Consider the following 15351-nt stretch of genomic DNA (forward strand, 5'->3'; position numbering starts at 1 on the left):
TTCATGCCCTGACGCCTCGTCAATGCACGCCGTGCCGAGCGGAAACGAAACGGCATGGATGCCATGGTCAAACCATGGCATGACCAGTGCGGGTTGGGTTGACCCCGCAAAACGTCACCCGCCGTCCGTCATTGCAGGGCTCGACCCTGCAATTCATGCCCTGGCGCTTCGGCAACGCACGCCCTGCCAAGTGGGAACGCAAGAGCAAGAGTTGAAATCGCGACAATGAGTTGACGACAACTTGTAAGCACCTCGTTCCTTCGAGACAGCGCGCTGCGCCTTTTCCGGTTCGGCAGGATGCGAAAAGAAGCTCAAGAGATGCTCTTTTGCTCCAAGGTCAGTGAGTTGATGATGCCAAGCCATCTGCGTGACATCCATCTATTTCAGCCGCCGCGCCATTTCCTGCAGCAATCTGACGGCAGCTTCTTCGATGACCGGATAGGATGGCCTGCGATCTGATTTTCCTCGGGGCAGTGACGGGACATGGATGAAAATGCTCGGGATGCCGGAGCCGATGGAGTCCCACAGGGTGGCGTTGCAAAGGTAGGTGCCGGCGTCCGTCGACAGGTTGGCCGGTGCGCCTGCGGTCCTGGCCGCATCGCGAAGGGCCCGGGCGGGCAAGCCGGAAAGTCTTGTCCGTTCGCTGCGTTCGCCAAGCTCCGGCCTTGCCAAGGAAACGCCGGCGGCATCGGGGCGCACGCGGGTCCCTCGATTGACGGCGCGGGTTTCGATATTCATCGTCCGCCGCGTGCCGTCGACACCGAAATGGACGATGGCATCAGGGTTGATCTCTCCGCGTAACCTGGCGGTGACCTCGTTGCGGCCGGCCCATGTCGTCGGCAGCACCTGAAACACGAACTCGACACCGAACTGATGCGGGCCGAGCCGCTTCGGGAGGCGCATCATGAGGTGCCGGGTCGGGTTCACCGGTGCGCCCGGAAAGGGAGAAAAACCCGTTACCAGAATAGTCTTGCTGGTGTTTTTCATTCCTTCAGCCCCATCAATGCAGACAATTCGTCAACCGCGAGAGACACTGCGGTGGTGCCGTTTCGTACGTTGTCTTCAAGCGTTTTCAGGCGATCGGCGGTCTTGCTGCCGGTTCTGAGTGCTTCCATCATCCGCTGCTGGAGCATGTCCCACATCCACGCAACCTGTTGCCGGCTCCGTTTTTCCTGCCACTCGCCACTTGCCCGCATGCGGTCGCCGTAAAGTTCGACCTGCTGCCAAAGCTTGTCGAGGCCTTCATTGGCGAGCCCTGAAACGGTGATCACCGGGGGCGTCCAGTTTGGAGATTTCGGCGCCAGAATGTGCAGCGCGGCCCGGTAGTCGGAGGCAGCGGAGCGTGCGCGCAGGTCGCCGTCGCCGTCGGCCTTGTTGACGGCGATCATGTCGGCGATTTCCAGGACGCCTTTCTTGATCCCCTGCAATTCGTCGCCGGCGCCCGGAAGCATCAGCACGAGAAAGAAATCCACCATGTCGGCGACCGTTGTCTCAGACTGGCCTATGCCCACGGTCTCAACGAGGATGACATCGAAGCCTGCCGATTCACACAACAGCATTGTTTCACGGGTCTTCGCGGCAACGCCGCCCAGGGTCCCGGCAGACGGCGAAGGCCGGATATAGGCGTTTTGGTCAATTGCAAGCCGCGCCATACGTGTCTTGTCGCCGAGAATGGATCCTCCCGTTCGGGTGGAGGAGGGATCGACCGCAAGCACGGCGACCTTGTGACCTGCTGCCGTCAAATTGGAACCGAGCGTGTCGATGGTGGTCGACTTCCCGACACCCGGCACTCCGGTAATCCCGACACGTAACGCCTTGCCGGTGGATGGCAGTACTGACTGGATCAGCTGGTGTGCCATGTGGCGGTGTTCCGCCTTTTTCGATTCCACGAGCGTGATCGCCCGTGCCAGGGCGGCGCGTTTCCCGGCCTTCAAGTCGGTCGCAAGTTGATGCGGGTCGAGCACGTTGGTCTTCAGCGTCATGCCCAGGCCTTAGGTGATGGACTCATAAATGAGGCCGGAATGGTTTGAGGCGGCTTGCTTCTCGTCAAGGCGCGGAAGCGCAGGAAATGTCCCTCATTTTCAAGCCTTTCGCAACGCCGAGGAGAAGCAAGCCAGTCAAATCCGAAAGACATGGAAATGGCTTCACCCCGTGGCGTCAAACCGCTCGACCGGGCGGGAACCCGCTTGTCGCACTTTTCCTTGCAACTCATCGCCGTTTGTTGCGCCAATTCAACCAAGTTAATGGGGCCTGACCCTAAACCGGGACAGGGCAAAGGTCACGGTCCCTTTTGGGGGAATAGCGGCGGTCCGGCATGGGGTCTGCTCACGGGAGCATCGCGGCGTCCGAGACCTGTTGAATGATGGAGGCCGTTTCATCGTCCAGAGATTGGGGGTGGTAGGCTGCTGAGCAGCCCTGGGAGAAAAGTGTGGTGAAGAAAACGCAGGCGGCCAGATAGGTTCCCGCGACACTCGGATGTCTTTCGTCGACGTAAAGCATGATGTTAGGATGTCTTGCACGCATCTTCGCCCAGACTTCTCCAACAGGGGCAACGGTGGCCCTGTTCTGGCGGGCCATGGTCCGATATGCTGCGTTTATCCGAGACTGCATTCCACGATAGGTGCCGATTTCCGGGAAACGCTCCTTGTTGAACTGGTCTCCGTCCTTGTGCGCCATGGCCATGTAAAACACGACTTTTGTTTCGGGAGATACCTCGCGGGCGCGGTCCGCCAGCTTGCCGGCATAAGGTAAGGTCTTTTGCGCAAGGGTCTGGTTGCGAAGCGCCGGCAATTGGCTTTGCTCCTGCAGGATTACGTAATCCCAGGCCATTTCGTCCAGCGTCTGCTTGACGTTCTTGTCGCGCGCATGGTCTGAAAGTTGAGCCCCGCCCTTGGCGTGCATCGTCGTGAAGACCTTGATATCCTTCGACGCCGCGATTTTTTGCACCATGGACGGAAGGTTGTTTCGCAGGGTCAGGCTATTGCCAACGAAAAGGATTTTGGTGTCGTTTTCCGAAGGTGCCGAGACGCTGGCGAGTTCGAAGGCGGCATACGCTGCCGGCAGGATGCAAATCAGGGAAATGTAAGCAATCTTGAGCATTGGCCGGAAACTGCACAGTTACTATTCGGGAGGATCTGATTGATCCCTTCGCAGGCAATCTATCCTGCCTGCCCTAAGACTGTTTTAAGGCGATCGGTGAATCCGAAGCCTGTTTCCGTGTCGTTTTGGATTGCTCTTGCTCCGGTTCGCTTGGAAGCGGCAACAGGGACGGGCAGACCATCGTGATATGGTCCGTGCGTTTTTCACCGTATCGCATCATCGCTCCATCCTCGCTCGTCCTGATGAGGATGAGCTTACGGGAGACGCAATTGTGATTCAGTGACCAGTATCACAGTCAGAAGGCGGTCAGTTACGGTTTCGCTAAGCAGTTCAGCCTTTCGGCGTCCAGAGAATTCTCTGCAGTTCGGCGTCGAAGAGTTCCTTGGAAGGCGGAAGGCGATCGAACGGGCCCTGGTATCCGGGAATGGCGTAGACGAGTTCGACATTCGGGTGGCCGGTTGATTCGCATATGGCCATGCCGCGCCACAGGTTTTTCCCTGCTCTGCAATCGGACCTGGCGGTTCCGATGGCGGAGAAAGTCATGCCGATCCGCTCGCCGTTCGGTCCCTGCAGATGATGCGTCACGCCGTGAACCGAACCGATCTTGCCTTTCGACCCCTTGAACACCTGAAGCACCTGAAAGCCGTCTGTGTTGAACGCGGCAAGGGCCCATTCCGTCTTGTTTTCAACCGCAGTCTGGACGCCCTCGGTCGTGAAGCCCGGCAGGGCGCTTTCGATGGACTTGGAGCCGTACCTGGTTTCCGGCGTGATGCCGCCGACATTGTCTTCGGTGATCTGAACCAGCGTCACGTTGGATGTCTGGGCGAGCCGCCCGGACGTCCCGGCATAGTCACCTGTTGGCGAACATGCACTCACGGCACAGGCGGTCAGAATGGCGGCGGCGGTCGGAGTTTTGATGCCCATGGTCCAAACACGTAAGTTCTTTTCGGTGCTGCACCTTACGCGCAGTTCTGACAAGGGTTTAGCAACTCAGGATAATTTTGCAATTGCGCAAGACCGGGGCTGTGGAAAGTTCGCGAAGAACGCGGTCCGTGAACCGGGGCGTCAGGTCTGGTCCCTGTCGATCCATTTGGGGGTCTCCGGCGCCTCGTAGCTGTTGAACAGATCGATCAATGCCTGCGGGGTGCTGGCAATCTGAACCATGTCCCGCATTGCCTTCTTGGTGAAAGCCTCCTGTGTCTGATGGTCCAGGAAGGCGATCAGCTGATCGTAGTAACCTTCAACATTCAGGAAACCGCAGGGCTTCCGGTGGTAGCCCAATTGTCCCCATGTCCAGACTTCAAAGATCTCTTCCAGGGTGCCGGCACCACCCGGCAGGGCGATGAAGGCGTCAGAGAGGTCAGCCATCAGAGCCTTGCGCTCGTGCATCGAGCTCACGAGATGAAGTTCGTTCAGGCCTTCGTGAGCGAGTTCCTTTTCTTCAAGCGCGCGCGGCAGGACGCCGACAACCTCACCGCCGGCGTTGAGAGCAGCATCGGCAACCGTGCCCATGAGACCAACCTTGGCACCGCCATAAACCAGCCGGTATCCCTGTTCGGCAATCAGACGACCGGTTTCCGTCGCGGTTTCGGCGTAGCCGGTGCGCGTGCCGAAGCTCGAGCCGCAAAAGACACAAATGGATTTCATGTTTACTCCCGCTCTGCGGCATCGCCGTCTGTTGCTGCCGACTGCGTCGCCGGAGACTTTCTTTCCGGTCTAGTTTTTCGACAATTCGTCCAGGACACGTGCCCAGGAGCGAATTCCCTTGTGAAAGCTGGTGAGATTGTATTTCTCATTTGGTGAATGGATCTGATCATCTTCAAGGCCGAAGCCGATCAGCAAAGTATCCATGCCGAGAAACCGCTTGAAATCGCCGACGATCGGAATGGAACCGCCCATGCCGACAAGGGCGGCTTCCTTGCCCCATTCCTTCTTGAGTGCGATCTCGCCTTTTTCAAGCGCGGGCATTTTGAGATCCAGCCGAAGAGCGGGGCTGCCCTCCTTGGCGGTAAACTCGACTGAGCAGTCAGCGGGAACCCTGGATCGGACATAGGCCCGGAAAGCTTCCTGAATTTTGTCGGGATCCTGATCGCCGACCAGCCGGAACGTGAATTTGGCGTGGGCTTGAGCCGGGATGACTGTCTTTGAACCGGCGCCCTGGTAGCCGCCCCACATGCCGTTCACTTCCACGGTCGGCCTGGACCAGAGATGTTCAAGCGGGTTCCGATCCTTCTCTCCACGCGGGTACTTCAGGCCGACGTCGCCGAGGAATTCTTCCACGGAAAAGCCGAGATTGTCCCACATGGCGCTCACGTCTTCGGGCAGTTCCAGAACACCGTCATAAAACCCGGGCAGCGTGACCTTGCCGTTTTCGTCATGCAGACCGGCGATGATGCCGGCAACGATATGGTTCGGGTTCTGGGCGGAGCCGCCATAGAGACCGGAATGCAGGTCGCGGCTCGCGGCCTTGACGACAATTTCGTCACCGACCATTCCGCGCAGCATCACGCCGATAGCCGGCGTTTCGGCATCCCACATCCCTGTGTCGCAGACCAGGGCCAGGTCGCAGCTGAGCTCGTCCTTGTGTGCTTCCAGAAACGGTTGGAGGGATGGTGAACCGGACTCCTCTTCGCCCTCGAAGAGGATCGTGACATCGACGGGCAGGTCGCCCGTTTCCTCGATATAGGCACGTGCTGCCTCGACAAACGTCATCAACTGGCCCTTGTCGTCCGAGGACCCGCGTGCCGTTATGACCTTGCTGCCGTCTTCCCGGGTCTTGATGCCCGGTTCGAAGGGGTCGTTCTCCCAAAGCTCGAGCGGGTCGACCGGCTGCACATCATAGTGACCGTAGAACAGGACGTGCGGTCCGGCTTTGCCGGATTTGCGATGACCGACAACCATGGGGTGACCAGCGGTTTCGCGGACAGACGCTTCCACGCCGATCGAATTCAGTTCTGCCGCCAGCCAGGCTGCCGCTTCCTTGCACGGGGCTGCAAAAGCCGGGTCGGTGGAGATGCTCTTGATCTTGAGCAGCTCGAACAGGCGGTCGAGGCTGGTTTCGAAATTGGTTTCGATACGTGACAACACCTTGTCGATGGAACTCATGACGGATCCTCGAATTTGAAACTGATTGGATAAGCCGGCACAACATGCCTGTCAGGAGCCCCTAACAGGCCACAAGCGTGACAGAAGCGCAAATGGATTTATCCCTTCTGTGGAAGGAGCGGGGGGGAAGCGGGTAAACCGCCTCGGGCGGTTACGATGATCTCGATGCGCGTAGGACCGAGCGAATTTTCAAGACGCTCGGACAATTCGCTCTGAAAGCCGTCAATTTCCTCTGCAAGCACGGCTTTTTCAGGGTCCAGATAGATTGCCGCGTAGTGCATGCGTCCTGCCTGCAAGACGGCCACGCGATGGAGTGTGTATCCATGGCTGCGGCACAGGTCACGAGCGGCACGCAGTACTTTTGCATGTGTGCTGCCGGGAGCGCTGACCCCTGCCAGATCGGCGAGCGTGGTGCGAAAGGCTGCGAGCGGTTGCCAGATGATCGCCAGGATCAGGACAAGGACAATGACCGCATCGCCGATCGGCACATATGGTCCAAGCGGGGTATCTTCCAGGAAGGGCAGGGAGAGCAGGGCGGCTCCGGCACCGACGCTCAAAGCGCCGTCGATCAGGGCAGCGCGGGCCTCGGTCTTCAAGAGCGCGCTTCGTTTTCCGGTTTTCCGGAAGGCGCGGTGATAGTTGAACGCAAGTGCGAGGCAGATCGCCACGATGGTGACCGAATAGAAGACGATCGGTCCGAAAACCAGTTCCGGCACGTCACCGCCGGAGAAGAATGTCCATATCTTGATGCCGGCCACGACGGCGGCGAAGACCAGAATGCCGATCAGGACGAGGCTGCGAAAGGTGACATAGAGAACCTCGTCGAAGTCATGCCCCCAGGGCCGACTTTTGGTCGGCGGCAATCCGACGCGCGCGCCGATGCGCGCCGCAGCAATGGCGGAAACAAAATTGACCGCGGAATAAAGGCCATCCACCAGCATGGCGTCCGAGCGAGAGAGCCAGGCCGTCAGAATACCGGCGAACGCCATGAACAGATTGGACCATTTGCCAACGGCCAATGCCCGTCGTTCTATCTCACGGCTGTCGTCCATCGGAGATCAGTTTCCGCGTTTGAGAGATCCCATCAAACCGCGCACGAGCGCACGTCCGAGAGATGTGCCAAGGCTTCTGGCCGCTGACTTCAAACCCGCTTCGAGGACGGTGTCCCGCTGGCTCTTGCGCCTGGAGCGCCGTTCGATGCTTTCCTTTTTGGGGCGATCATCCCGGCCGAAATCGGGCAATTGAAAGCCGGAACGGGAGCGGCGCGGCTCGCCATGCTTGTGGGCATGCTTTTCCTCCCGTTCGCGGCTGCGCTGTTCCTGCCGGTGTTCTTCGTCTGCCCGGTTCATCAGGATCTCGTAAGCCGACTTGCGGTCCTTCGCGCGCTCGTAAAGGCCGAAGACAGCACTCGACTGGATCAGCGCCCTACGCTCGGCCTGTTTGAGCGGGCCCAGGCGCGAACACGGAGGCCTGATCAGGGTCCGCTGGACCACCGAGGGGATGCCCTTGCCTTCGAGAGTCGACACAAGCGCTTCTCCGACACCGAGTTCGGTGATGACCCGCTCGGTGTTCAGATCCGGATTGGGCCTGAAGGTTTCAGCGGCCGCTCTGACAGCCTTTTGGTCCCGGGGCGTGAACGCCCGCAGGGCATGCTGGACACGGTTGCCGAGCTGCGCCAGGACGGTTTCGGGGATGTCGAGCGGGTTCTGGGTCACGAAATAAACGCCGACGCCTTTCGAGCGGATCAGGCGGACAACCTGTTCGACTTTCTCGACGAGGGCTTTCGGCGCGCCGCTGAACAGAAGGTGGGCCTCGTCGAAGAAAAACACCAGCTTGGGTTTCTTGGGGTCGCCGATCTCGGGAAGTTCTTCAAAGAGTTCCGACAGCAGCCACAGGAGAAAAACCGCGTAGAGCCTGGGAGACGTCATAAGCTTGTCTGCTGCCAGGATATTGACGACGCCCCGTCCGTCAGGCGCGGTTCTGATGAAGTCGCGGATGTCGAGGGCCGGTTCGCCGAAGAAATTCTCGCCGCCCTGGCGCTCCAGAACCAGGAGCCTGCGCTGGATCGCGCCGATGGATGCCTTGGATACGTTCCCGTAAAGCGTGGAGAGCTCGGAGGCGCGTTCAGCCACGTGGGCAAGCATCGCGCGCAGATCCTTCAGGTCGAGCAGCAGCAACCCCTCGTCATCCGCCAACTCGAACAGCACGTTGAGAACACCTTCCTGGGTGTCGTTCAGTTCGAGCAGGGAGGACAGCAACAGGGGACCGATTTCCGACACCGTGGTGCGGATCGGGTGTCCCTGCTTGCCGAGCAGGTCCCAGAAGACGGTTGGAAAAGCCTGATACTCGTAAGTGTCAGCGATGCCGACATCGCTTGCCCGTTTTTCAAGAAAATCCTTGGAAACGCCCTCGGCCGCCAGCCCGGACAGGTCGCCCTTGATGTCTGCGCAGAAGACCGGGACTCCGGCTTTGGAGAACCCTTCCGCAAGGATCTGAAGCGACACCGTCTTGCCTGTTCCGGTGGCCCCCGCAATCAATCCATGGCGGTTGGCGAGCTTCAAGGCCAGCGTCTCGTCCTTCTCACTCGCGCCGATGAAAATGCTGTCTGATCCCTTCACTGTGCCCCCCGAATCTCGCTGGCTTTTGTCGAACCTAACAAAGGCCTGTCGAAAATGCGCGCCTGTCGTTCGTGTTTCGGTCGACGGGCGGTGCTCAAAACGGTTAGATAAGCGGCGAATCGGGCTCAATAACCGGCCCCGCACCAAAATTCATTTCCGGAGATCCTTATGGAAGAACTCATCAACCGAATCATGGCCGCCGCCGGTATCGATCAGGAACTGGCGACAAACGCCGTCGGGATTATTCTGAGCTTCCTCAACAAGGAAGGGCCGGAAGACAAGATGCAGCTCATATTCGACGCGCTTCCAGGGGCTTCCGAACTTGTCAGCGCGAGGGAAAGCGCCGGTTCCGGAGGCGGGCTTCTGGGCGGTCTCGGCAGCATGATGGGTGGCAGCATGGGGGCGATGGGAGCCTTGAGCGAACTGAACAGTGCAGGCCTCGACATGGGCGGCGTTCAAAGTGTTGTCAAAGAACTGGTTTCCTATGCTAAGGAAAAAGCAGGGGACGACGTTGTGGATGAAGTAATTTCACAAATTCCGGGGTTGAACCAAGTCGTCTAGCTGCCCCAGGGTTCGGCTACGGTCTTAAAGGGAGTTCATTGCGCATGTCTTATTCGATAGACGAAATCGAGGGCATTGGCCCGACTTACGCTGCGAAACTGGGTGAAGCGGGGATCAAGACGACCGAGGCCTATCTTGAGCGTGCGAAGGATCCGAAGGGACGCAAGGCCCTCGAAGAAGAAACCGGTATCGAGGGAAAACGCATCCTGAAGTGGGCCAACATGGCAGATCTGATGCGTATCAGCGGGGTCGGTGAAGAGTATTCGGAGCTGCTTGAAGCGGCCGGCGTCGACACGGTGAAGGAACTGAAGCATCGCAATGCCGCCAACCTTGCCGCCAAGATGAAGGAAGTAAACGACGAGAAAAGCCTCGTCCGCCAGGTGCCGAGCGAAAGCCAGGTCACGAAGTGGGTGGAGCAGGCGAAAGAACTTCCGCCGATGATGACCTACTGACCAACAATTCAGGGCATTGAAACAAAATTGAAAAGGCGCGCCGGTGGCGCGCCTTTCTTATGAGATCCAACCGGATGTGCTCCCGCTCCGCTGCTAGCGCCGGGACGGCTGGTCAGACGCTGATCTGTCCGTAACGCAGAGCTTCGACCACGGTATGTGTCTTGTTCGATGCGTTCAGCTTGACGCTGGCGTTCTGAAGATGTGCGTGAACCGTTCTCTGCGATATGTCCAGAACGTCTGCGATCTCGCCCGCGGTCTTGCCGTAGGCGGTCAGTTCCAGGACCCGGCGTTCGCGGCTCGAAAGCGCGCCGGGACGCTGACCGGAGACGACGCCGAGTTCGCGCAGGCGGGAAAAGGCGGCTGCCGAGATGGCTTCAAGATTTGCAAGGTCGTACTTGTTGACCTGCAGAGACGGGCCGCTGGCAAATACGAAAGCCTGGAAGGGGTAGAGCTCGGTTACCGGCACGATGACGATCTGGCTGCCTTCACCGGCAGATGCCAGAAGGTCTGAGTGTTCCATGTCGCCTGCCGTGATCGTCCAGACGCGCGCCCGGTTCGAGCCGAGGCCGAGCATGAGGGCGCTGTCGTTTGCAGACAGAGACGTGCTCTCGATGCCGTCATTTCGCTGGTCGGGCCAGCGGAACCGCTGCACAAGATTGTCGATCGGCCGGTTTGGCATCGGCAGACCGGTAATAAGAATATTGGTGGCGCCCAGGCGCCGGAGATTTGATTCCAGTATGTCGAGAACATGATGGGCTGCGTTTGCTTCCGATATTGCCCTCAGTTTGCTCTTCAGTTCAGCTTGGTCAAGCATTGTGCACATCCTTCGCGGCCTAACACACCGCTGCTTTCCGGTCATTCCGGGTGCGCCGGTTCAGACCGTAGATGGGTTAAACTCAGGTTTCGTCAGATCCATGTGAAAGAGACGACACCTGACGCTGCGCGTTTTGTGAGGCGGTATTAATTCCCATGCGTCAGCGTCTTCACGCTACAATACAATTGACGATCGTACCAATAGGGAAAATTCGGAGAATTGACTAATTACGCCAGAAATTTGGCATTTAACCGGTGATAAGTGCCTAATGTATGCGCAAATGCCTTCAAAATTACCTTTAGGTAAGCGCTTGGACGTTTTTTGACATGGTTTGTAGAGCGCTCAACATAATTCGGCCATAGTCACACTTGTTCGGCTTTTTCGGGTGACTTCATTGGTGTATTCCAGTCGGCAAAACCGTTTGCTTACCCTTTGTGCTGAGTTGCCAAGCTTCCTGCGTGAGGACTAAAACGTTGCGCGAGGGAGACCATAGCCATGCCGCTCAGCTTTACCGGACCCGAATACTTCACTTCCGCCAGCGAGGAAAGCTGGTGGGATTCGGTTGACAAGGCCCTGAAGGGTGTGCCGAGGCAAAAGCTTTTCGGAACAACCGAGGACGGTCTGGAGATCGCCCCGATCTATGAGCGCCGCACCGACAGTCCCGCGCGCAGCTTGCGCTCTGACAGCGACGGCTGGACCATCATGCAGCGGATCGACATTCCGGACCCGTCTGGAGCGAATGTCCAGATCCTGGAAGACCTGCAAGGTGGTGCGGGTGGCCTGGAGCTTGTCTTCTCCTCTGTAGCGGAGCCTGGCGGCGCGGGGATTGTGGCGGCGGACATGAACCGTCTGGGTACTCTTTTGAAAGACGTCCAGCTTGATCTCATTGATGTTCGCGTGAATGCGGGCGAGGGAACACCACAGGCGTTGGCGCTGCTTCTTGCGTATGCCGGCTCGCTTGGAACCGATCTTTCGAATATCAGCATTTCGTCCGGAAATGACCCGTCCGCGTGGAGTGCGGGCAGAGAGACCGGTTCCGGTGTACCGGAGTCGATGCTCCGCCAATGCGCCGACCTTGCCGTCATGTATGCGGGAGGTGGCGCGACAGGCGGATCGTTCAGGCCGATGAACGCGGACGGCGCAATGTGGCACGATGCCGGAGCAACGCAGGCGCAGGAACTCGGTCTTGTCCTGGCGTCCGCGACAGCTCAAATGAGGGCCTTGAGCGAAACAGCTCTGCCGCCTGAGAGCTGGGCGGCGTTTGTCTCCCTGACGCTGGCTGCTGAGGCGGATCAATTCGGCACGATCGCCAAAGCGCGTGCGATCCGGGCATTGTGGTCCAGCGTCCTGGATGGTGCTGATCTTCCACAGACATCCGCCCATGTGCACATGGCCAGTTCATACCGGATGCTGACGCGCAACGATCCCTGGGTCAATCTTCTGCGCAACACGGTTGCAGCTTTTGCCGCGGGGATCGGCGGCGCAGACAGTGTCTGTGTTCTGCCGCATACGCTGGCCGTCGGGCTTCCCGATGCGGCTGCCCGCAGGCTTGCTCGGAACACGCAGGCCATTCTGCTGGAAGAAAGCAGTCTGGCGAAAGTCATGGATCCATCCGCCGGCGCCGGTGCAATCGAGGATCGAACCGAACAGCTTTCCGAAACCGCGTGGAGCTTCTTCCAGGAAATCGAGGCGGTGGGCGGTCTGGCTGCTGCGCTCGATCAGGGCCTGGTCCAGGCGAACATTGCCAAGGCGCGGGGCGAGCGCTCCAAAGACATTGCACGCAGGAAGCGACCCGTTACGGGTGTCAGTGAATTTCCCAATGTCGCGGAGAAACCGGTCTCTGTCCTGAGTATCGGTGACACGGTGCAGCCCGAGGGCCGTTTCGTTGAAATGACAGAATTGCCTGAAGCCGGATCCGGCCTTTGGGCCGAGGCTTTGAAACAGGCGATACTGGAGGGCAAGGCCGCGCCCGGTCTGAGCAGCGCGGCTCCTCCGCAAAAAGGTGATCTGAGCACGGCTCGCCTGTCCGAACCCTACGAGGCCCTGCGCGACGTGGCCGTCCGAATTGCGCAGGAGACCGGAAGACAGCCGTCCGTGTTCCTGGCAACGCTCGGAACTCTCGCGCAGTTCTCGGCGCGTGCGACCTGGAGTTCCAATGCCTTTGCGGCGGGCGGTTTCGAAACGGTTGAAGCCGGTGAGGTGTCGTCCATCGACGATCTTGTTGCCTTATACACAAAGAGCGGCGCAAAGCTGGCATGTCTGGTATCATCGGATGGTGTTTACGAGACAATGGCGATTGAAGCCGCCGGAGCGCTGAAGGCGGCTGGTGTCAGCCATCTCTATATGGCGGGGCGGCCGGGAGAGCGCGAACCCGAATTGAAGAATGCAGGCGTCGACAGTTTTCTGTTCGCCGGGGGCAATCTTCTGGACTTGCTCAGCGACGCCCATAGCAAACTGGCCGAGGCGGAGGGCCTTGAGCAAACAGACCGTGAGGTCCGATCATGAGCAGGATCCCTGATTTTTCGCAAAAGCCGTTCCGCAATTGCCTGAACGAAGCCAAGAGCGGAGGCGCGCAGGTTTGGCAGACGCCGGAAGACATTGCCGTTCCCGGTGTCTTCGGTGCAAAGGACCTTGAGGATCTCACTCATCTTGAAACATGGCCCGGATTGCCGCCGTTTCTGCGCGGACCATACCCGACAATGTATGTTCAGCGACCCTGGACCGTTCGGCAATATGCCGGCTTTTCGACAGCCGAGGACTCGAACGCGTTCTACCGGCGCAATCTGGCGGCGGGCCAGAAAGGGCTTTCTGTTGCCTTCGACCTTGCAACGCACCGCGGTTATGACAGCGATCATCCGCGTGTTTCAGGCGATGTCGGCATGGCAGGTGTTGCCATCGATTCCATCTATGACATGCGTACGCTCTTCTCAGGCATTCCGCTCGACCAGATGAGCGTCTCGATGACCATGAATGGCGCCGTGCTGCCGGTTCTCGCGCTGTATATTGTTGCGGCTGAAGAACAGGGTGTTGCCCAGAAGGACCTGTCGGGAACCATCCAGAATGACATTCTGAAGGAGTTCATGGTCCGGAACACCTACATCTACCCGCCCCAGCACTCAATGCGGATCATATCCGACATCTTCAAGTTCACCTCGCAGAACATGCCGCGGTTCAACTCCATTTCGATTTCCGGCTATCACATGCAGGAGGCCGGCGCGACGGCCGACCTGGAACTGGCCTACACGATCGCCGACGGCATCGAGTACGCACGCGCCGGGGTTGCGGCCGGCATGGATATCGACCAGTTCGCGCCGCGCCTGTCGTTCTTCTGGGCAATCGGCATGAACTTCTTCATGGAAGTGGCCAAGCTGAGAGCGGCCCGCCTGATCTGGGCGACGCTCATGCAGGAGAATTTTCAGCCCAAGAATCCGAAATCCCTTTCGCTCAGGACGCATTCCCAGACGTCCGGGTGGTCGTTGACCGCGCAGGACGTCTTCAACAACGTCATCCGGACCTGTGTTGAGGCGATGGCCGCGACGCAGGGGCATACCCAGTCGCTTCACACGAACGCGCTTGACGAAGCCCTCGCCTTGCCGACGGATTTCTCTGCGCGCATCGCCCGGAACACGCAGCTGTTCCTGCAGCAGGAAAGCGGCACCACCCAGGTGATCGACCCGTGGGGCGGGTCCTACTACGTTGAGAAACTGACCGCCGATCTTGCAGAAAAGGCCATGTCGCATATTCGCGAGGTGGAAGAACTCGGCGGTATGGCCAAGGCGATTGAAAAGGGCATTCCGAAGCTCAGGATCGAAGAGGCGGCGGCCAAGACGCAGGCGCGGATAGACAGCGGCACGCAGACCGTGGTCGGCGTTAACAAGTACAAGCCGGACAGCGAAGAGGCGATCGACGTTCTCAAGGTCGACAACGCCCAGGTGCGCGCTGCCCAGATCGACAAACTGAAGCGCCTGCGCGCAGAGCGCAATGAAACTGAAACGCAGGCTTGCCTCGACGCGCTGACATTGTGCGCGCGTACCGGTGAAGGCAATCTCCTGGATCTCTCCGTCAAGGCGGCGCGGGCAAAGGCGACGGTTGGCGAGATTTCACTTGCGATGGAAAAGGTGTTCGACCGGCACAAGGCTGAAATCAAGTCGATCGCCGGGGTCTATAAACGTGAGGCAGGAGCCATGTCCGGAACCATGGAAAAGGTCCAGAAACTGGTGGAGGCATTCGAGGAGAACGATGGCCGCCGGCCGCGCATACTTGTCGCCAAGATGGGGCAGGACGGTCACGACCGCGGTCAGAAAGTGATTGCATCCGCGTTCGCAGATCTTGGGTTCGACGTCGATATCGGACCCCTGTTCCAGACACCGGAGGAAGCCGCCCGTCAGGCGGTCGAAAACGACGTTCACGTCGTCGGCGTGTCTTCGCTCGCTGCCGGTCACCTTACGCTCGTGCCCGCGCTCAAGGCTGCGCTCGCCGAGGAGGGGCGGGAAGACATCATGATCGTCGTTGGCGGCGTTGTTCCTCCGCAGGATTATGACGCGCTTTACAAGTCCGGCGCGTCGGCGATTTTTCCTCCCGGAACCGTGATCGCGGAAGCCGCAGTCGGACTGATCGGAAAACTCAACGAGCAACTCGGGTACGGTCCGGCACAGGCAGCCGAGTAAGGCTTGAGCAGATCCGTTGCCGTGTGCTGATGTTT

At 59.1% G+C, this 15351-nt stretch carries 13 protein-coding genes; 4 read left to right on the forward strand and 9 right to left on the reverse strand.

Going from position 1 to position 15351, the window contains the following annotated elements; genetic code table 11:
* Positions 1–378: 378 nt before the first annotated feature.
* The 8 genes from RDA78_RS18890 to RDA78_RS18925 form a co-directional block, all read right to left on the reverse strand.
* Entirely contained in the window at positions 379–987 is a 609-nt protein-coding gene (locus RDA78_RS18890; RefSeq protein WP_434051363.1) for a peptidase C15, read from the reverse strand.
* The gene (gene meaB, locus RDA78_RS18895; protein ID WP_434051364.1) at positions 984–1982 is read right to left on the reverse strand and encodes a methylmalonyl Co-A mutase-associated GTPase MeaB; all 999 of its coding nucleotides are present in this window, start codon (positions 1980–1982) and stop codon (positions 984–986) included. The genes RDA78_RS18890 and meaB overlap by 4 nt, the downstream gene beginning before the upstream one ends.
* A 343-nt stretch (positions 1983–2325) precedes the next feature.
* On the reverse strand, positions 2326–3099 hold the full coding sequence (locus RDA78_RS18900; protein ID WP_434051365.1) for a DUF4886 domain-containing protein: 774 nt from the start codon (positions 3097–3099) through the stop codon (positions 2326–2328).
* A 330-nt stretch (positions 3100–3429) separates the two neighbouring features.
* On the reverse strand, positions 3430–4023 hold the full coding sequence (locus RDA78_RS18905; protein ID WP_434051366.1) for a DUF1131 family protein: 594 nt from the start codon (positions 4021–4023) through the stop codon (positions 3430–3432).
* A 141-nt stretch (positions 4024–4164) separates the two neighbouring features.
* Complete coding sequence (locus RDA78_RS18910; RefSeq protein ID WP_434051367.1) at positions 4165–4746, reverse strand: TIGR00730 family Rossman fold protein; 582 nt, start codon at positions 4744–4746, stop codon at positions 4165–4167.
* A gap of 69 nt (positions 4747–4815) precedes the next feature.
* Positions 4816–6204: a dipeptidase gene (locus RDA78_RS18915; protein ID WP_434051368.1), complete on the reverse strand. Its 1389-nt coding sequence runs from the start codon at positions 6202–6204 to the stop codon at positions 4816–4818.
* Between the two features lie 98 nt (positions 6205–6302).
* Positions 6303–7256, reverse strand: coding sequence for a cation transporter (locus RDA78_RS18920; RefSeq protein ID WP_434051369.1), 954 nt, complete (start codon positions 7254–7256; stop codon positions 6303–6305).
* Between the two features lie 6 nt (positions 7257–7262).
* Positions 7263–8822 (reverse strand): helicase HerA-like domain-containing protein, encoded by a 1560-nt coding sequence (locus RDA78_RS18925; protein ID WP_434051370.1) that lies wholly within the window; start codon positions 8820–8822, stop codon positions 7263–7265.
* Between the two features lie 168 nt (positions 8823–8990).
* Between RDA78_RS18925 and RDA78_RS18930 the strand changes: the two genes are divergently transcribed.
* Entirely contained in the window at positions 8991–9383 is a 393-nt protein-coding gene (locus RDA78_RS18930; protein ID WP_434051371.1) for a DUF2780 domain-containing protein, read from the forward strand.
* A gap of 44 nt (positions 9384–9427) precedes the next feature.
* Complete coding sequence (locus RDA78_RS18935; protein WP_434051372.1) at positions 9428–9835, forward strand: DUF4332 domain-containing protein; 408 nt, start codon at positions 9428–9430, stop codon at positions 9833–9835.
* 112 nt (positions 9836–9947) lie between these two features.
* On the opposite strand, the gene RDA78_RS18940 is transcribed toward RDA78_RS18935, so the two are convergent.
* Positions 9948–10649, reverse strand: a complete 702-nt coding sequence (locus RDA78_RS18940; RefSeq protein ID WP_434051373.1) for a LuxR C-terminal-related transcriptional regulator — start codon at positions 10647–10649, stop codon at positions 9948–9950.
* A gap of 495 nt (positions 10650–11144) precedes the next feature.
* On the opposite strand from RDA78_RS18940, the gene RDA78_RS18945 reads away from it, so the two are divergent.
* Complete coding sequence (locus RDA78_RS18945; protein ID WP_434051374.1) at positions 11145–13154, forward strand: methylmalonyl-CoA mutase family protein; 2010 nt, start codon at positions 11145–11147, stop codon at positions 13152–13154.
* Positions 13151–15316 carry a methylmalonyl-CoA mutase gene (scpA, locus tag RDA78_RS18950; protein WP_434051375.1) on the forward strand — a complete coding sequence of 722 codons (2166 nt, stop codon included), beginning with the start codon at positions 13151–13153 and terminating at the stop codon, positions 15314–15316. The genes RDA78_RS18945 and scpA overlap by 4 nt, the downstream gene beginning before the upstream one ends.
* Positions 15317–15351 lie beyond the last annotated feature (35 nt).

It is taken from the genome of Roseibium sp. (assembly GCF_051016195.1).
GTDB lineage: Bacteria > Pseudomonadota > Alphaproteobacteria > Rhizobiales > Stappiaceae > Roseibium.